The 18,140-nt window shown below is 61.1% G+C and carries 20 protein-coding genes; 8 read left to right on the plus strand and 12 right to left on the minus strand.

All coding sequences use genetic code 11. The features are described from left to right. Nucleotides 1-30: 30 nt before the first annotated feature. Nucleotides 31-363, minus strand: coding sequence for a hypothetical protein (locus tag ACR0EF_RS07805; protein WP_170370683.1), 333 nt, complete (start codon nt 361-363; stop codon nt 31-33). Nucleotides 364-450: 87 nt separating this feature from the next. On the opposite strand from ACR0EF_RS07805, the gene purB reads away from it, so the two are divergent. From purB to ACR0EF_RS07830, 5 genes are all read left to right on the plus strand, one after another. After that, nucleotides 451-1,755 carry an adenylosuccinate lyase gene (purB, locus tag ACR0EF_RS07810; RefSeq protein WP_170370684.1) on the plus strand — a complete coding sequence of 435 codons (1,305 nt, stop codon included), beginning with the start codon at nt 451-453 and terminating at the stop codon, nt 1,753-1,755. A 127-nt stretch (nt 1,756-1,882) separates the two neighbouring features. Then, nucleotides 1,883-2,035 (plus strand): adenylosuccinate lyase, encoded by a 153-nt coding sequence (locus ACR0EF_RS07815; RefSeq protein ID WP_141138470.1) that lies wholly within the window; start codon nt 1,883-1,885, stop codon nt 2,033-2,035. A gap of 101 nt (nt 2,036-2,136) precedes the next feature. Beyond that, nucleotides 2,137-2,676, plus strand: a complete 540-nt coding sequence (locus ACR0EF_RS07820) for a tetratricopeptide repeat protein (RefSeq protein WP_170338029.1) — start codon at nt 2,137-2,139, stop codon at nt 2,674-2,676. A gap of 66 nt (nt 2,677-2,742) precedes the next feature. Further along, the gene (locus ACR0EF_RS07825) at nt 2,743-3,843 is read left to right on the plus strand and encodes a flagellar motor switch protein FliG (protein WP_170372310.1); all 1,101 of its coding nucleotides are present in this window, start codon (nt 2,743-2,745) and stop codon (nt 3,841-3,843) included. 118 nt (nt 3,844-3,961) lie between these two features. Continuing rightward, on the plus strand, nt 3,962-4,885 hold the full coding sequence (locus ACR0EF_RS07830) for a lysophospholipid acyltransferase family protein (protein WP_170338026.1): 924 nt from the start codon (nt 3,962-3,964) through the stop codon (nt 4,883-4,885). Nucleotides 4,886-4,893: 8 nt separating this feature from the next. Here the strand turns inward: ACR0EF_RS07830 and ACR0EF_RS07835 are convergent, their stop codons facing one another. Continuing rightward, complete coding sequence (locus ACR0EF_RS07835; protein ID WP_170358715.1) at nt 4,894-5,595, minus strand: DUF1223 domain-containing protein; 702 nt, start codon at nt 5,593-5,595, stop codon at nt 4,894-4,896. Between the two features lie 226 nt (nt 5,596-5,821). Here ACR0EF_RS07835 and acnA point away from each other — a divergent pair, with 226 nt between their 5' ends. Together acnA and ACR0EF_RS07845 are read left to right on the plus strand one after the other, a co-directional pair. After that, nucleotides 5,822-8,512: an aconitate hydratase AcnA gene (acnA, locus tag ACR0EF_RS07840; RefSeq protein WP_170372308.1), complete on the plus strand. Its 2,691-nt coding sequence runs from the start codon at nt 5,822-5,824 to the stop codon at nt 8,510-8,512. Nucleotides 8,513-8,622: 110 nt separating this feature from the next. Continuing rightward, nucleotides 8,623-9,324 (plus strand): SDR family NAD(P)-dependent oxidoreductase, encoded by a 702-nt coding sequence (locus ACR0EF_RS07845; protein ID WP_170338527.1) that lies wholly within the window; start codon nt 8,623-8,625, stop codon nt 9,322-9,324. 8 nt (nt 9,325-9,332) lie between these two features. Here ACR0EF_RS07845 and ACR0EF_RS07850 read toward each other — a convergent pair whose 3' ends face one another. From ACR0EF_RS07850 to yajC, 10 genes are all read right to left on the minus strand, one after another. After that, a complete protein-coding gene (locus tag ACR0EF_RS07850) occupies nt 9,333-9,872 on the minus strand; it encodes a DsbE family thiol:disulfide interchange protein (RefSeq protein WP_170372306.1) in 540 nt (179 codons plus the stop codon). Beyond that, on the minus strand, nt 9,865-10,023 hold the full coding sequence (ccmD, locus tag ACR0EF_RS07855; RefSeq protein ID WP_170338523.1) for a heme exporter protein CcmD: 159 nt from the start codon (nt 10,021-10,023) through the stop codon (nt 9,865-9,867). The genes ACR0EF_RS07850 and ccmD overlap by 8 nt, the downstream gene beginning before the upstream one ends. Further along, nucleotides 10,020-10,793, minus strand: a complete 774-nt coding sequence (locus ACR0EF_RS07860; protein WP_170372304.1) for a heme ABC transporter permease — start codon at nt 10,791-10,793, stop codon at nt 10,020-10,022. Before ACR0EF_RS07860 ends, ccmD begins: the two co-directional genes overlap by 4 nt. A gap of 59 nt (nt 10,794-10,852) precedes the next feature. Then, nucleotides 10,853-11,509 (minus strand): heme exporter protein CcmB, encoded by a 657-nt coding sequence (gene ccmB / locus ACR0EF_RS07865; RefSeq protein WP_093962439.1) that lies wholly within the window; start codon nt 11,507-11,509, stop codon nt 10,853-10,855. Beyond that, complete coding sequence (gene ccmA, locus ACR0EF_RS07870; RefSeq protein WP_170372302.1) at nt 11,506-12,120, minus strand: heme ABC exporter ATP-binding protein CcmA; 615 nt, start codon at nt 12,118-12,120, stop codon at nt 11,506-11,508. Before ccmA ends, ccmB begins: the two co-directional genes overlap by 4 nt. Before the next feature lie 94 nt (nt 12,121-12,214). Continuing rightward, nucleotides 12,215-12,568, minus strand: coding sequence for an Mth938-like domain-containing protein (locus ACR0EF_RS07875; RefSeq protein ID WP_170338015.1), 354 nt, complete (start codon nt 12,566-12,568; stop codon nt 12,215-12,217). An 8-nt stretch (nt 12,569-12,576) separates the two neighbouring features. Next, a complete protein-coding gene (locus ACR0EF_RS07880) occupies nt 12,577-13,323 on the minus strand; it encodes a sulfite exporter TauE/SafE family protein (protein ID WP_170338013.1) in 747 nt (248 codons plus the stop codon). After that, nucleotides 13,316-14,284 (minus strand): protein translocase subunit SecF, encoded by a 969-nt coding sequence (gene secF, locus ACR0EF_RS07885; RefSeq protein ID WP_170358702.1) that lies wholly within the window; start codon nt 14,282-14,284, stop codon nt 13,316-13,318. Before secF ends, ACR0EF_RS07880 begins: the two co-directional genes overlap by 8 nt. Before the next feature lies 1 nt (nt 14,285). Next, nucleotides 14,286-15,947: a protein translocase subunit SecD gene (gene secD, locus ACR0EF_RS07890; RefSeq protein WP_170370691.1), complete on the minus strand. Its 1,662-nt coding sequence runs from the start codon at nt 15,945-15,947 to the stop codon at nt 14,286-14,288. 33 nt (nt 15,948-15,980) lie between these two features. Beyond that, nucleotides 15,981-16,268, minus strand: a complete 288-nt coding sequence (yajC, locus tag ACR0EF_RS07895) for a preprotein translocase subunit YajC (RefSeq protein WP_093962445.1) — start codon at nt 16,266-16,268, stop codon at nt 15,981-15,983. 203 nt (nt 16,269-16,471) lie between these two features. Between yajC and ACR0EF_RS07900 the strand changes: the two genes are divergently transcribed. Continuing rightward, on the plus strand, nt 16,472-18,133 hold the full coding sequence (locus tag ACR0EF_RS07900; RefSeq protein ID WP_170372301.1) for a mechanosensitive ion channel family protein: 1,662 nt from the start codon (nt 16,472-16,474) through the stop codon (nt 18,131-18,133). Nucleotides 18,134-18,140: the final 7 nt, after the last annotated feature.

Raw genomic sequence — 18,140 nt, forward strand, 5'->3', positions numbered from 1 at the left:
CTCAGGGGCCCGCCCGACCTGCATTGCCGCCTAATCTGCATATACGCCGACTGTCGCATCGCCGGCCTCTCCCACAAATCGGATCCGCGTACCGTCCGACTGAACATCGTAACAGGCCCAAAAGTCAGACGGTGGCCAGATCGAACAATATCTGTCATCCCGCACGGCCCAGCGCCCCGAGCTGGGTCGACCCGAGAAATACTGCGTGGCCATAGACGGCTCGAAGACCTGTGTAGCTCCGTTGTCATAGGACAGCGTCCGGCCTGACAAGGCGTGGAGAATCTGCGCGCCCGTCAGCGGTCGGAACGTGTCGGCCGCCAGAATTTCGGGCCAAACCAACAAAATCAGGGCAAACCGTCTCATCCCGCGTCTCCTGCCTTGTCCCAACGGTCCGGCGAGTCTATCACCCGCGCCAACACCCATTGCCAACCGAAAAAGGTGCCGCCGCCCATGATTCCCCGCTATTCCCGCCCCGAAATGGTTGCCGTCTGGTCGCCCGAGACCAAGTTCCGCATCTGGTACGAGATCGAGGCCCATGCCTGCGACGCGATGGCCGGCCTGGGCGTCATCCCGCGCGAAAACGCCGAGGCCGTCTGGAAGGCCAAGGACGTGGAATTCGACGTGGCCCGCATCGACGAGATCGAGGCCGTCACCAAGCATGACGTCATCGCCTTTCTGACCCATCTGGCCGAGCATGTCGGCAGCGATGAGGCCCGTTTCGTCCACCAGGGCATGACCAGCTCGGACGTTCTGGACACCTGCTTCAACGTGCAGCTGACCCGCGCCGCCGACATCCTGATCGCCGATCTCGAAGGCCTGCTGGCCGCGCTCAAGCGCCGCGCCTACGAGCACAAGGACACAGTCCGCATCGGCCGCAGCCACGGCATTCATGCCGAACCCACCACCATGGGCCTGACCTTCGCGCGCTTCTACGCCGAGATGGACCGCAACCTGTCGCGCATGCGCGACGCCCGCGCCGAGATCGCCACTGGCGCCATCAGCGGCGCGGTCGGCACCTTCGCCAATATCGACCCGCGCGTCGAAGAGCATGTCTGCGAAAAGCTGGGTCTGGTGCCCGAGCCGATCAGCACGCAGGTCATCCCGCGCGACCGCCACGCGGCCTTCTTTGCCACGCTGGGCGTGATCGCCAGCAGCATCGAGAACATCGCCATCGAAGTCCGCCACATGCAGCGCACCGAGGTTCTGGAGGCCGAGGAGTTCTTTTCCAAAGGCCAGAAGGGCTCGTCGGCGATGCCGCACAAGCGCAACCCGGTGCTGACCGAAAACCTGACCGGCCTGGCTCGGCTGGTGCGCATGACCGTGATCCCGGCGATGGAGAACGTGGCGCTGTGGCACGAGCGCGACATCAGCCACAGCTCGGTCGAGCGCAATATCGGCCCTGACGCAACCGTAACGCTGGACTTCGCCCTGTCGCGCCTGACCGGGGTGATCGACAAGCTGGTGGTCTATCCGGACAACATGCTGGCCAACATGAACAAGTTCCGCGGTCTGGTCATGAGCCAACGCGTGCTGCTGGCCCTGACCCAGGCCGGCGTCAGCCGCGAAGACGCCTATCGCCTGGTGCAGCGCAACGCGATGAAGGTCTGGGAAGAAGGCAAGGACTTCAAGACTGAACTGCTGGCCGACCCGGACGTGACCGCAGCGCTGAGCAAGGAAGAGATCGAAGAAAAATTCGACCTTGGTTATCACACCAAACATGTCGACACGATCTTCGAGCGGGTGTTCGGCGAGTAACCCTCGACGCAGGAACGGCTTTTGCCGGGGCCCGGGGCGCGCTGCGCGATCCGGGCCCCTGTCTTTTGCGGAAACGTCCGAAATCGGCTATGCTGGATTGGCAATTTCCGTTCAAGGAGAGCCCATCATGATCCGCACGACCCTCTGCGCACTGGCCCTTGCTCTGTCCGCCTCGTCCGCTTTCGCATGCCAAGGCCACAGCAAGCAATCGCAATCCTGTGCGCCCGGTACGACTTGGGATTCGGCCTCGGAAAGCTGCGTGAAAAACGCCAGCAGCTGATTTCTTGTCCTACTTGTGAATAAAAGCGAGCCATTGGCTGTTAGCTTTTTTGAAGAACGCACTATGCTTCTTGCGAGCAGCCCTTGGAACGGAGTAGGATAATGCGCCTTTTGATGGCCACGGCACTAGCCCTTCAGACCTTTGCCTTTGCCCCCGCGGTCAGTGCCGCCGGCGGTGACAGCAGCCCCCCAAAACCGACGAATACCACCAAGAAATGCCTGTTCGGCCGCGTCTATGACGAAGCAGCCGGCCGGTGCGTCAAACCGAACAAGACCAATTTCAGCGAAGAGCAATTGTATCAGGCCGTGCGCGAGCTTGCTTATGACGGCCAGTTCGAAAATGCGCAGAACGTGTTGCGGGTCATGGATCAAGACGATGATCGCGTTTTGACGTATTGGGGCTTCACCTACCGCAAAATGGGCGAAGCCGAGCTGGCCAACACCTATTACCAACGCGCAATCAAAACCAATCCTGACAACATTCTGGCCCGCAGCTACATGGGTCAGGGATATGTCACCGAAGGGAAAACCGAACTGGCCATCGCGCAATGGCGCGAGATCAAGGCACGCGGAGGCGAAGGCACCTGGGCCGAAGCGTCTCTGCGCGAAGCGATCCGCACGGGGCTGACTTACAGCTACTAGGTTCAGTCTTTCTTTACTCGACTCTCGCTAATCTGCCTGCGGAACAAAAATTGACACCGCAGGCAGATGCAAGATTCACATGCTTTGGTACAGACCGCACCGGGTAATTCTGCTCCGGCCGAGAAACAGACGGATGACGCCCCTCGCGTCGTACCTCCCCAACTCACGCCCGGCCAGAAGGCCGCCATCATCGTACGCCTGCTGTTGAACGAGGGGGCCGATCTTCCGTTGGAGGAGTTGCCCGACGAACTGCAGGAACGGCTGACCCTCCAACTGGGCCGGATGGGGCTGGTAGACCGCGTGACCCTCGCTGCGGTCGCGCAAGAATTCGCAGATGCGCTGGACAGCGTCGGACTTGCCTTTCCGCACGGCTTGGCCGGGGCGCTGGACGCGGTAAATGGCAAGATTGCCCCGGCGACCGCCGCCCGGCTGCGCAAGGTCGCGGGTGTGCGCCAGGTCGGCGATCCATGGCTGCGCCTGCGTGACACCCCTGCCGAAGACCTTGCGCGTATGGCTCAGGCCGAAAGCATCGAAGTTGCGGCCGTCATGCTATCCAAGCTCGAAACGGCGAAGGCAGCACAGTTGTTGGCGCAATTGCCCGGGCCGGTGGCCAGACGGATTACCTATGCCGTTTCAAAAACCGCCAACGTGACGCCCGAGGCGGTGGAGCGGATCGGCTGGTCCCTGGCCGCGCAACTCGATCAACGCCCAGTTCCGGCCTTCACCGATTCACCCGACACGCGCGTCGGGGCGATCTTGAACCAATCCCCCCCATCCACGCGTGACGGACTGCTGGACGCGCTCGATGAGGAGGATACTGAGTTCGCCAGCGCTGTTCGAAAGTCCATCTTCACCTTTGCGCACATCGCCACGCGTATAGCTGCACGGGATGTGCCTGCCATCCTGCGCGAAGTCGATCAGCCGGTTTTGATAACTGCTCTGGCTGGCGCAAGAACCGAGGATGACAAGGCCTCGGTCGACTATCTGCTGTCCAACATATCCGCACGGATGGCCGACAACCTGCGCGAGGAAATTGCTGAACGCGGCAAGGTCAAGCAGGCCGAAGCAGAGGAGGCCATGACCCAGATTGTCGGTGCGATCCGCACACTCGTGGACGCAGGCACAATCACCTTGGTCGAAGCGGACGCCGATGGCAACGACGACTAAGGGCTGGTCGTCGTCGGCTCGGATGCCGCGGAACCAGGGCTCGGGACAATGCTTGTGGTTGTTGCGCGCCGGCTGTATGTCTGAATCCGCAATTCACAACACCCGGTGAGATCCCCCGATGCCCGTCGAAAAGTCGGAACTGAGCCGCTTTGAGCTTGGTCAATACTATGTCGCCAACCTGTTCCTGAAAGGCATGATCGGCGCAATGCGCCTTTTGCCCTATGAACGGCGCATTGCGACGATGGGGGCGATCGTGCGCGGGTTGGCCCCGGCGGTTGGGTTCACCAAACGTGTGCGAAGCAACCTGAAACTGACCTGCCCTGACCTGCCTGAAGCCGAAGTCAAACGCATTTGCCGTGCGGTGCCCGACAACGCAGGCCGCGCGATCATGGAACACTTCTCGCCCGAGGATTTCACTGAACGGCAGAAGAACGCAAAAGTATCAGGTTCAGGAATCGCCGCCTTTGAACAAGCGGTGGCCGAAGGTCGGCCGGTGATGATGATCACCGCACATTTCGGCCACTACCTTGCTGCGCGGATCGCTTTGCAGGCGCGCAGCGGCAAGCCGATTGGCTGCCTGTACCGCCGCATGGCCAATCCGTATTTCAACGAGATGTATGTCGACGCCTTCCACAAAACCGGCGAGCCGATGTTCGAACAAGGTCGGCGCGGCATGGTGGAAATGGTTCGGTCCCTGAAAAAGGGCGGCATCATCGCCATCGTATCGGACCTGCACGCCCATGGCGGTGAAGAATTGACGTTTTTTGGCAAACCCGCAGTCACGTCGGTTTTGAACGCGGAATTGGCGATGAAATACGATGCCGTTCTCATTCCTTGTTACGCGGTGCGCCAAGCCAACGGTATCGATTTCGAGATCGTTTTGCATGATCCGGTGCCGCATACGGACCCCAAGACCATGACCCAATTCATCAACGATGACCTCGAAGGCATGGTGCGGAAACACATGGGCCAATGGTTCTGGATTCACCGACGGTGGAAAGCCTGGAATGGGCTGGGTGTGCAGCCTCAGGACATGCCCTGAGCCGCCCTCTACTTCACCCTTGTTGAGGCGATGATCGGGCCACTGCCGGTGCCCTGAATCAGAACCACCGCGGGCAGGTCCGAAGACAGTTCGATCTGAAAATCCTGTTCAGCCGACCCGTTCCATCGGCCCGCTTCGTGCCATTCCTCAACGACATTCGCGTAGTCCAGATCGTGTCCGGCCAGCTCGCCCCGTCGAATCGACGCGTGGCGCAAGGGCGTGTATTGCACGACCACGACGTCATAGTTTTTCGCGTCGACGAGGTCGACCGGGGCAACGCGGACCGTAACCGTGTTCCCGGACCTCTGCGCCGAAACCGACGCGGTGGGCGCAGCAGTCAAATGCGCGTCGATCAATCGGTTCAAGTCACGGGATTTGGCACCAACGACATCCTGCTGTCCGTTGATCACCATCTGAGGGGTATAGATCATCGAACGGCCGCCGCGCCGCGCATACGCTCGTTGACGGTCCGTATGCGCCGGATCGGCATACTCGTCCTTCCAACCGATGTAGTCCCAATAGTCCACGTGCAGCGCCAAGCCGATCACGTCGTCGCGCTTGGCGAGATCGTGCATGATCGCATCTGCCGGCGGGCAGGACGAACACCCCTGCGAGGTAAACAATTCGACCACCACCGGGCTGTCCGCCCAGGCCGAAGACGCCGACAGGAATACGGACGCAAGAACTGTGGTCAGGGCTGATCTTTTCATTTCACTCTCTGTTTGAGGAGCCTGCAAGCACCGGTGTACTCCGCCACCGGATCAAGCGCCAATCAAGGTTTCTTGAGACAGGTTTCGGCGGCAATTCGCAAAAATGTGTGCAATGGTATACAAAAATTGCCGCACTCGCCCTGTTGGACCTTGAACCGCAGGCCATGGTGATGCAGATACCGCTCAGCGAATCCCAATTCCACGTCATTTGAGAGGGAGGCCACAGATGCCCATCAAAGTCGGACAGGATACCGCCAAGACACGCCGCAGCCTGAGCGTGAATGGCAAGTCCATCTCGTATTACTCGATCCCCGCCGCGCAAGAGGCCGGTCTGGGCGATTTCTCCAAGCTTCCCGCCGCGCTGAAAGTGGTGCTGGAAAACATGCTGCGGTTCGAGGACGGCGGTTTTTCGGTTTCCGTCGATGACATCAAGGCCTTTGCCGAATGGGGCGCCAACAACGGGAAGAACCCGCGCGAGATCGCTTACCGCCCTGCTCGCGTGCTGATGCAGGACTTCACCGGCGTTCCGGCCGTTGTCGACCTGGCCGCGATGCGCGACGGCATCAAGGCGCTGGGGGGCGATCCGCAGAAGATCAACCCGCTGAACCCCGTAGACCTGGTCATCGACCACTCGGTCATGATCGACGAATTCGGCAACCCGCGCGCCTTCCAGATGAACGTGGACCGCGAATATGAACGCAACATGGAGCGCTACCAGTTCCTGAAATGGGGCCAGAGCGCGTTCAACAACTTCCGCGTGGTACCGCCGGGCACCGGCATCTGCCACCAGGTGAACCTGGAATACCTGGCCCAGACCGTCTGGACCGACACCGACCAGAACGGTGAAGAAGTCGCCTATCCCGACACGCTGGTCGGCACCGACAGCCACACCACCATGGTCAACGGCATGGCCGTTCTGGGCTGGGGCGTTGGCGGGATCGAGGCCGAGGCCGCGATGCTGGGTCAGCCGATCTCGATGCTGATCCCCGAAGTGATCGGGTTCGAACTGACCGGCGAGATGGTCGAAGGCACCACCGGCACCGACCTGGTTCTGAAGGTCGTGGAGATGCTGCGCGCCAAGGGCGTGGTGGGCAAGTTCGTCGAATTCTACGGCGAAGGCTTGGACCGCCTGCCGCTGGCCGACCGCGCAACCATCGCCAACATGGCGCCGGAATACGGCGCGACCTGCGGCTTCTTCCCGATCGACAACGAAACCCTGCGCTACCTGCGCAACACCGGCCGTGACGAGGACCGCATCGCGCTGGTCGAAGCCTATGCCAAGGAAAACGGGTTCTGGCGTGGGGCGGACTATGCTCCGGTCTACACCGACACGCTGTCCCTGGACATGAGCACGATCGTTCCCGCGATCTCGGGCCCCAAGCGTCCGCAGGATTATGTGCCGCTGACCAACGCCAAGGCCGCTTTCCGCCAGGAGATGGAAAACACTTTCAAGCGCCCGATGGGCAAGGAAGTGCCGGTCAAAGGCGAAGACTACACCATGGAATCGGGCAAGGTCGTGATCGCTTCGATTACGTCGTGCACCAACACCTCGAACCCCTATGTGATGATCGGTGCGGGCCTTGTCGCACGCAAGGCGGCGGCTTTGGGCCTGGACCGCAAACCGTGGGTCAAAACCTCGCTGGCGCCGGGATCGCAGGTCGTGTCCGCATATCTTGAGGCCGCTGGCCTGCAGGAAGATCTGGACAAGGTCGGCTTCAACCTCGTTGGTTACGGCTGCACCACCTGCATCGGCAACTCGGGCCCGATCCAGAAAGAGATCTCGGAGGCCATCGCCGAGGGCGACCTGGTGGCGACCTCGGTCCTGTCGGGCAACCGCAACTTCGAAGGCCGGATCTCGCCCGACGTGCGCGCCAACTACCTGGCTTCGCCGCCGCTGGTGGTGGTCTATGCACTGGCCGGTACGCTGGACATCGACCTGACCTCGGAACCGATCGGTCAGGACAAGGACGGCAACGACGTCTACATGAAGGACGTCTGGCCGACCCAGAAAGAGATTGCCGAACTGGTCGAGGCAACCGTAACCCGCGAGGCATTCCAGTCAAAATATGCTGATGTCTTCAAGGGCGACGAGAAATGGCAATCGGTCGAAACCACCGATGCCGAGACCTATGACTGGCCGCCGACGTCGACCTACATCCAGAACCCGCCCTACTTCCAGGGTATGGGGGCACAGCCGGGCACCATCTCGAACATCGAAGGCGCCAAGGTTCTGGCCATTCTGGGCGACATGGTCACCACCGACCACATCTCGCCGGCTGGTTCGTTTGCAACCACCAGCCCCGCGGGCAAATACCTGCTGGAGCGCCAGGTGCAACCGCGCGAGTTCAACTCGTACGGATCGCGCCGTGGCAACCACGAGGTCATGATGCGCGGCACCTTCGCCAACATCCGCATCAAGAACGAGATGCTGGACGGCGTCGAGGGTGGTTACACCAAAGGCCCGGATGGTCAGCAGACCTCGATCTATGACGCATCGATGGCCTATCAGGCAGAAGGCACTCCGCTGGTCGTGATCGGTGGCGAACAGTACGGCGCCGGTTCCTCGCGGGACTGGGCGGCCAAGGGCACCGCGCTGCTGGGCGTCAAAGCCGTGATCGCAGAAAGCTTCGAGCGTATCCACCGCTCGAACCTGGTGGGCATGGGCGTCATCCCGTTCGAGTTCACCGCGGGCGACAACCGCAAGACGCTGGGCTTGAAAGGCGACGAGACCTTCTCGATCCACGGTCTGGACACGATCCAGCCGCTGCAAGAGGTGCCCTGCACCATCACCTACGCAGACGGGACCGAGAAGACCATTACGCTCAAGTGCCGCATCGATACCGCGCCCGAGATCGAATACATCGAAAACGGCGGCGTGCTGCACTATGTGCTGCGGAACCTGGCCAAGGCCAGCTAAGCCGGCACAAAGCCAAGAACGCAAGGGCGCCCCGAACGGGCGCCCTTTTTCGTTTCAGGTCTGGCCACTATCGCGTTGTGTTCCGTGCAGATAAGCGGTCTGCTGGGGGCATGGAAAAAGTTGCCTTGATAACTGGTGGTGCTCGCGGAATTGGCCGGGCCATCGCGGTTGATCTGGCCGTGGATCATCGCCTCGCCCTGACGTGGCACAAGACCGAACCGCAGCCCTTGCCCGATGACCGACCGGCCCTGACCCTGCAAAGCGATCTCACGCAAGAAGGTCAGCCCGAAGACGTGGTGCGCCGCGTCATCGACAGGTTCGGCCGGCTGGATGTGATCATCAACAATGCCGGGTTGGTTCAGGCCACGCCGAAGGACAGCTTTAGCCAAAAGGACCACAGGGCTATTCTTGATCTCAACCTGCTGGTACCGGCCGCGCTGCTGGCCGCCGCGTTGCCTCACCTGCAGCGGGGAGCGTCGATCGTCAGTATCTCGTCAGTCAACGCCGAACTCCCGCCACGCGACGCCGCTACCTATGGGGCCAGCAAGGCCGCGCTGAACCTGTGGACCCGCGCCATGGCGAAAGAACTTGGCCCAGACGGCATTCGCGTCAACGCGGTGGCACCCGGAGCGATCAACATCCCCGAAGCCCCAAGACCCGACGATCTGACCGACCTATTCGTTCAGAACACGGCGCTGGGGCGTGTTGGGATACCCGAGGACATAGCGCGCGCAGTTCGCTTTCTCGCATCCGAAGACGCGTCCTTCATCACCGGAGAGGTGCTGACCGTCTCTGGCGGGTATCGCCTTTAACCCCGGCGTTACTGCGCGGCGGCTTCTTCCAATGCGGGTCGGATAGTGCTCTCGATCACGCGCTGGGTGATCGGACCGGCAAACCGCAGGATGATCGTGCCGTCACCATCGATCACATAGGTCTCGGGCACGCCGTAGACGCCCCAATCCAATCCCATGCGGCCATTTTCATCGCGCCCGATGGCGGCATAAGGATCACCCAGTTCGCTAAGGAAAGCGTCGGCGTTGGCCAGTTTGTCTTTGTAGTTGATGCCGTAGACCGGAATACCTTCCTGCGCCAGTTTCTCGAGGTTCGGATGCTCGGCGCGGCAGGGAGCACACCAGCTGGCCCAATAGTTCACCAGCTTGACCTGGCCGTCGCGCAGGGTTGCGTCGTCGAACCCCTGTTTGCCTGGAAACTCGGCCAGGACAACGGGCGGCGCGGGCTGGCCTTCGCGGGCCGAGGGCAACGCGTTGGGGTCTTCGCGGAACATGCCGATGGCCGCCAGCACGGCGAAGGCACCGAAGATCAGCGGCGGAGCAATCATCAACGGCGAGATCTTAGCCATTGCGCGACATCCTCTGTTCGATCTTTTCCATCTCGGCCCGGACCTTGCGGCCACGCAGGATGCTGAAAACCACCAGCGCCACCAGCAGGGCGATCGAGGCCGCGTAGGAGGACAGAACCGTTTCGGCGTATTTTCCCAGATCAGGCATCATCCGTTTACCCTTTCCCGTGCCAGCAGCGCCTTGATGCGCCGCGCGCGAATTTCGGTGCCGGTCCGGTACAGGACCAGCGCGATGAACAGCAGCACGAAGCCGATGATGCAGGTCAGCAGCGGGTAGAAGAACACGTTGCTGACCTTCTCGGTGGTGTCCGTGCCGGTGATCGCCCCTGCGCGCATCACCGATGCGCCCTGATGCAGACCCTGGTTCCAGAAATTCACCGCATAGCGGCTGAGGATTGCAAAGACCGACCCCACGATGCACAGGACCGAGGTCAAGTCCGCCGCCGTGTCGGGGTCTTCGATCGCCTCCCAGAGGGCGATGTAGCCCAGATAGAACAGGAACAGGATCAGGAACGAGGTCAGGCGCGGATCCCAGGCCCACCAGGTGCCCCACATGGGCTGCCCCCAGATGGCGCCGGTGGCCAGCGCGATCAGGGTCATCACGATGCCGATCGGCGCTGCGGCGCGTGCGGCAAGGGCACTGACATGGTGCCTGCGCACCAGCCAGACCAGCGAGGTGATCAGCATCATCAGCCAGCAATTGATGGCCATCAGCGCCGATGGCACGTGTAGATAGATGATCTTGACGGTCGACCCCTGCTTGTAGTCATCCGGCGTGAAGAAGAACCCCCACACCAGCCCGACGACCAGAAACAGGGCCGAGCTGATCCAGAAGAACGGCAGGACCCGCTCGCTGGTGGCGAGGAACTTGCGCGGGTTGGCGTATTCCCACAGGGCGTTGGCTTTGGCTGCTATCGACATGGGCTCTATCTAGTCCGAGTCGGGGGCGTTCTCAATTGACATTGGTCAACGTGCCCCAATCATCTGAGGTTGATGCGCAGCACCGCCGCGCTGGCAAAAGGCAGAAGGGCGACCGTGGCGGCGGTGATCCCGGCCAGCATCAGCAGCGGGGTCTGGACCTCCATCCCGGTGGCACCACGGCGCGCGACCTCGGCCCCGAAGATCAGCGTTGGCACGTATAGCGGCAGCACCAGCAGCGACAGCAGCAGGCCGCCGCGCTTGAGCCCCACGGTCAGGGCTGCGCCAAAGGTGCCGATCACGCTGAGCGCGGGCGTGCCGATCAGCAGCGAGACGACCAGCCAGCCAAAACCGGGGCCGGGCAGGTTCAGCAGCACACCCAGCACCGGCGCGGCCAGCACCAGCGGCAGGCCGGTGGTGATCCAATGCGCCAGCGCCTTGATCGTGACCACCGATTCCAACGGCAGCGGCGCGGTGGCCAGCAGATCGAGCGACCCGTCCTCCCAATCCAGTGCCAGCAGGCGATCCAGCGACAGCAGGCAGGCCAGCAATGCGCCCAGCCACAGCACCCCCGGCGCGATTGTCGCCAACAGCGAGGATTGCGGACCCACCGAAAACGGCACCAGAACGGTGACGATCAGGAAGAAGGCCAGCCCGAGGCCGAACCCTCCGCCCGCGCGGAAGGACAGTTTCAGGTCGCGCAACAGCAGGGCGATCACAGAAAGCCTCCGTCGAAGTCATCCAGCGCCTTCGGGCGCGCCTTGTTGGGGCCGACATCTAGGACCTCACCATCGAGACCCAGGTCGATATGGGTGGCAATCAGGGCCGAGCCGCCCTGCCCCAGATGCGCCCGCACTGCATCGGCGAACATTGCCACGGCGGTCTTGTCCAGTGACACGGTGGGTTCGTCCAGCATCCAGATCGGTCGGCCGGTCACCAGCATCCGCGCCAGACCCAGCCGGCGTTTCTGGCCCGCCGACAGGTTGCCTGCGTGACGATCGGCCAGTTCGTTCAGGGCGAAGGCCTCCAGCGCGGACTGGATGTCGCGCGTGCCAAAGACCGAGGCCCAGAAGGTCAGGTTCTCGGTTACGGTCAGGGTGGGTTTCAGCCCGTCGGAATGGGCGGCATAGGCGATCCGGTCCTCGGCCCCCTCGATCCGGCCCGAGAGCGGCGGTTGCAGACCGGCCAGCGTGCGCAGAAGGGTGGTCTTGCCGATCCCGTTCGGGCCGCGCAGGATCAGCGCCTTGCCCGGGGGCAGCGCGAAACTGAGGCCTTCGAGCACGGGCACACCCCCTCGGGCGATGGCAAGGTCGGTCACGGTCAGTGTCATGAGACCCGCTTATCCGATTGGTTGCGGGGGAAAAAGGACGGATTTGCCGCAGGGCCTTTTGGCGGGGTGGGATGTGAGGGGCCAGATGAAGCGGTCAGACCGGCAACAGGGCCAGAGCTATACGGCGCCCCTCGGACAAAAGCACGTTGTAGGTGCGGCAGGCGGCGGGCGAGTTCATGATCTCGACCCCGATGCCGGCCTCTTCGAGGGTCGACCGCAAATCAGATGGTATGTGAGAAAGATCAGCGCCGGTGCCGATGAACAGAACGTCAACCTGATTGGCCAGCCCTAGAAGGCTCTCGCTGTCCGCAAAACCGCCCCAAGGTCCGGTCCCTCCGGGGCCTGTCAGAACACTGCCTTCGTGAACCTCGCCGCCTATCCGAAAAAATCCCGGCCCATAGCCATCAATCGGAACTGCATTGGTATATGTGATCTCGTTCAGACGCATGTGATCTTCTATCCCCAAAGCGGCAAGCCCGACAAGGCCGCAGCAGCGATGACTGCATACGCGATCACGCGGTAGACCCGTTCCCTGGCAGGCTGAAACATCCAGCCGCCCAGCCAATTTCCTGCCAGATTCGGAACGGCAAGCGCCAGCCCCAACCCAACCGTTGACCAGGTCAATTGCCCGAACGCAGCGAGATATCCGAAGATCAGAAAATCAAAGGCCAGAAGGAACAGCAGGATCGTGGCCCGAACAACTGCCACAGGCAACGGGCGAGACATGTAGAACAGGATTACCGCCGGACCCGGGATGCCTGCAACGCCCCCCAAAAAGCCGGCCGCAGCGCCGATGGCAGTTACCATGTTGCGCCGGACTTCGCCGTTGTACCGCAGCCCCGAAATCAGCACGACCAGCATGAACAGGGTCACGAGGCTGACGGCGTAGCGAAAAACCTCAGGCTGGACTCGGGTCAATATCGACAGTCCGACCGGCAGCAAAAGTGCACACCCGACGACAAGTCGCACGAGATCGCGTTTGTCGACATCAACCCAGGCGCGGCGCAGATTGGGAAGTGGCCCGAAGACATCCATGCAGGTCAACGCGATCAAAGCCCCGAACGGACCAAGATAAGGCGTCGACAGCGGCAGAAAGATCAGCGCGGTGCCGAACCCGGAAAACCCTCGAACGATTCCACCCGCGAGGGCTGCAAAAATGATGACGGCCAATCCCGTTGGGGATTGGCCGAACACATCAGGCATCAATATTGGCAAACTGGTTGCCGGCCGTGTTCGATGGCTTGGACCAATCGCGTTTGACCCCCAGCCACAGCAGGATGGTCGAGGCCACGAAAACCGACGAATAGGTCCCTACGATCACGCCCCAGATCATCGCGAAGACGAACCCGCGGATCACGTCACCGCCGAGCACATACAGCGAGACAAGCGCCAGCAACGTGGTGACCGAGGTCATGACGGTTCGGCTGAGCGTTTCATTGATCGAGAGGTTCAGCACCTCTTTCAGGTCCTTCTTCTTGTATTTACGCAGGTTCTCACGCACCCGGTCGAATACGACCACGGTATCGTTCAGCGAGTAACCGACGATTGTCAGAAGCGCGGCGATAATCGCGAGGTCGAAGCGGATCTGCAGCTCGGAAAAAATACCGATCGTCAGCAACACGTCATGCACCAGCGCGGCGACCGCCCCCAACGCGAACTGCCATTCGAACCGCAGCCAGATGTAGACCAACACCGCTCCGATCGCCAAAACCACGGCAATCACGGCGGTTTGGATCAGCTCGCCCGAGACTTTCGGGCCCACGGATTCCACCGAAACGAACTGGATATCTGGGATTACAGCCTGCAAGGCGCCTTCGACTGCCGCGATGGTTTCGGCCGTGACAGATTCGGCACCGTCCTGCGCTTGAATGCGGATCATTGCCACGTTCTCATCAGGCCCGAATGTCGGGTCGAAGATTTCGGTGATGGTGACATCCCCGAGGCCCAGCGGCGCAATGGCGTCGCGGTAAACACCGACATCCAGCTCCTGCGTGCTCTGGGTCCGGATCGTGGTACCGCCCCGGAAGTCGATCCCGAAGTTCAAACCTTGGAGCATGAACGAAGCGAATGCGATGACCATCATCAGGCCCGAAATGCCCAGCCAGACCTTCCAGCGGCTGAAGAAATCGAACGAGGTGTTTTCGGGTACGAGTTTCAGTCTCATGTCAAACCTCGATCGTTTTCGGGCGGCGCCGTTCGAACCACATGATGATCATCAGTCGCGTCACGAAGATCGCGGTGAAGACCGACGTCAAAATGCCCAGGCCAAGCGTGATGGCAAAGCCGCGAACCGGGCCACTGCCGATGGCGAACAGGATAACGGCGGTGATGAAGGTCGTGATGTTGGCATCCAGAATGGCCGACAGGGCCTTTTCATAGCCCAGGTCGATTGCCCGAGCGGGGCCTTTGGCCGATTTCAGCTCTTCTCGAATACGTTCGAAGATCAGCACATTGGCATCCACCGCCATACCGACCGTCAACACGATCCCGGCAATGCCCGGCAACGTCAGTGTCGCGCCAATCAGTGACAACAGCCCAAAGATCAGCCCGACGTTAATAAGCAAAGCGATGTTGGCGAAGATGCCGAAAAGACCATAGCTGAGCGCCATGAAGATCAAGACCGCTGCAAAAGCGACTGTGGTGGCGACCTTACCCGCGTCGATGCTGTCCTGGCCCAGTTCGGGGCCGATCGTACGTTCTTCGAGGAACTCAAGTCCCGCCGGCAGCGCGCCTGCACGCAGCAGAACAGCAAGGTTCGTGCTTTCTTCGACGGTGAAGTTGCCGGTGATGATGCCGGAACCGCCGGGGATATGGCTTTGGATCACCGGAGCCGAGATCACCTCGTCATCCAGCACGATCGCAAACGGAGCACCGATATTGTCACGGGTGTAATCGCCGAATTTGCGGGCGCCGGATGTGTTGAACCGGAAGCTGACCGCCGGGCGTCCGTTCTGATCGAATGAAGGCTGTGCGTCGACCAATTCCTCGCCCGTCACGACGGGTGCGGATTCGATGGTGTAGTACACGCCGTTTTCGTCGATCGACGGCACGACCTCTTCACCGACGCCGGGCACGACGTCCGGATCGGTGCCGCGAGCCACGACCGGATTGAAGGTCAGTTGTGCCGTGGTACCGATGATGTCCTTCAACTCGCTGGCACTGCCGATCCCGGGCACCTGAATCAGTATCCTGTCGGTGCCCTGACGCTGGATCGTCGGCTCACGAGTGCCAACCTCGTCGATCCGGCGGCGCACGATTTCAAGTGCCTGACGCACCGTTCGATCATTCGAGGCCAGTTTCTCCGCCTCGGACAGTTTTACGATCAGGGTGTCGCCGTCGGCGCTGACTTCGATATCCGTGGCGCCAACCCCGGTCAGCGTCTGCACCTGACGGGCCAGCCCGCGCACCGCTTCCAGAGCGCTTGGCATTCCGTCCGGCTGGCTGATACGAACGCGAATCTCATCCGGGGCCGAGGGTTGACGGCGGATCGTTCCGACCGTCGCCCGTTCGTCCCGCAGGGCATCACGAACTTCGGGCCACATGGCCTCCATCCGCGTCTCGTAGACATCGCCAACCTGAACTTCGGCCAACAGATGCGCCCCACCGCGAAGATCAAGCCCCAGGTTGACCAATGACGACGGCAGCCAATCGGGCCATTGCCCCGCTTGCGCCTGCATCTCGGGCGTGTCGATGCCCAGTTCGATGGCGGCCTTGGCGTCGTTCGATTGTTCGACCCGCGTGTAAAACGCGTTCGGCAGGGCCATCAGCAGGCCAACCACGCAGACCAGCCAGATCAGGACCCGTTTCCAGGTATCAATTTGCAGCATTACCCTGCCTTTTCAGGAAGTTGCGACGCGAAGTTACTTCGCCGGTTCGGTCTTGTTCAGCACCTGAGCGATGGTCGACTTGACCACACGAACCCGGACGCCGTCCGCGATCTCGACCTCGATCTCGTTTTCGCCTTCCTTGACCTTCGACACTTTGCCGATGAGGCCACCCTGAGTGACGACCTGATCGCCGCGGCGCACTGCCTCGACCATGGCCTGATGTTCCTTCATCTTCTTCTGCTGCGGACGGATCAGCAGGAAGTACATGATCGCGAAGATCAGGATGAGCGGGAGAAACTGGGCGATTGCGCCACCTTCCATGGGACATTCCTTTTTTCTTGAGGTCGCGGAGTGAGCACCGCGAATTTGCCGGGAAACTATGCCTTGAAATCAACCTTTGCAAGCGATGGCCGACTTGGCATGCCGTGCAACAGTGTCACGATCCCCGAAGATGATGAATTACGCCGCAGATATCCACTAGGATGGTGCGGGGCTTTGGGTATAGTCAAAGTCAGGGAGGACCCATGCGGAGTATCGTCAAGGCCTCATTTCCATTGGGTGTTTTGCTGTCCATGCTGTTTGCGGCTTGGGCCTTTTCGGTGCCTGTCATGGCGCAGGATGCCCCGCAGGACGGACCCGAAGCCGACAGCGCCGCCGCCGAGACCTTCATGGCTCCGGTCATCGTTGACGGCGACACCTTGTTCCACATTCGAGGCTCCAGCGCCCTGCCCGCGCCGGAAAGGGCCGAGAACATTCAGGACGCGATCATCAAGGTCGCCGAATCCTCGGATGCCACGGATGTCGACATCACCTATCAGGACACCGAGATAGGCACCCGCATTCTGGCGGACGGTCAGATGGTCACCATCGTCACCGAGGCCGATGCCGAGCTGGAGCAAATGGAACTGAGCGTCCTGACGGTCTTGCATGGCGACGCCATCCGGGACGCGATCATGGCTTACCGGGCAAACCGCACGGACGAGGCGCGTGTGTCAGGTGCGATCGAAGCGGCGGCGTGGACGTTGGGGTTCATCGTCTTCGTCCTGGTGATCCTGTGGCTGCACAGGCGCATTCGGCGACGCACGCTGATCTTTGTCCGGCGATACCTTAGGGACGTGGAGGAAGCCACCGCGAAAAGTGTACAGGCCGAGGCGATTGCCGCACTGATCCGATACGGGCTGAATTTTGGCCTGCTGATCATCTTCTTTCTGGGTTTCTATTACTATCTGTCGTTCGTCCTGCTGGCATTTGCCGAGTCACGGTACTTTGCGCAGCTGCTGCTGACCTACCTGACCGAACCGGTTCTGCTGATCTTCCGGGGTATTCTCAGCTACATCCCGAACATGATCATGCTGGCGTTGATCGCCTGGGTGACGATGTACATCATCAAAGGCATGCGGGTGTTCTTCGACGCGGTCGAGGCCGGCACTTTCGACATGGGCGATTTCGAGAAACACTGGGTCAATCCCACGTTCAACATCGCGCGCGTCGTGGTAATCCTGATCGCTCTTGTCTTTGCAGTTCCCTACATTCCAGGCTCGGACTCGGCGGCCTTTCAGGGTCTGACCATCCTGGTTGGTGCAATGCTCTCTCTTGGCGCGAACTCGGTTGTCAGCAACATGCTGGCTGGACTGTTCGTAATCTATCGCCGCTCTACCTCGATCGGTGACCGCATCCAGATCGGTGACCACATCGGTGATGTGGTGCAGATCAAACTCATGGAAACCCACCTGAAGTCCATCAAGAACGAGCTGATCTCGATCCCCAACGCCCAATTGATGAACTCGGATGTGGTCAATTTTTCCAAGCAGACCGACGGCAAGGGCCTGCTTTTGCACACGACCGTTGGGATCGGCTATGAAGAGCCCCCCGAAAAGGTCGAAGCGATGCTGATCGAGGCAGCCCGTCGCACCGATGGGCTTCGCGCCCGCCCCGAGCCCTTTGTCCTGTGGACCGCGCTGGCCGATTACGCGATCAATTACCAGATCAACGCCTACACGACCCGTGGCAACTCGATCCCGCGGATCAAGTCCGACCTGCACCGCAACATCGTTGACGTGTTCAACGAGAACGGTGTTCAGATCATGACGCCGTCCTACGTTGCCGACCCTCCCGAGCCGAAGATCCCGACCCATCCATGGGACGGTCGACTGGCACATGACACGGTTGAAGACACGGACAACTAGGCCGTTT

The organism is Ruegeria sp. CG8, from assembly GCF_056537165.1.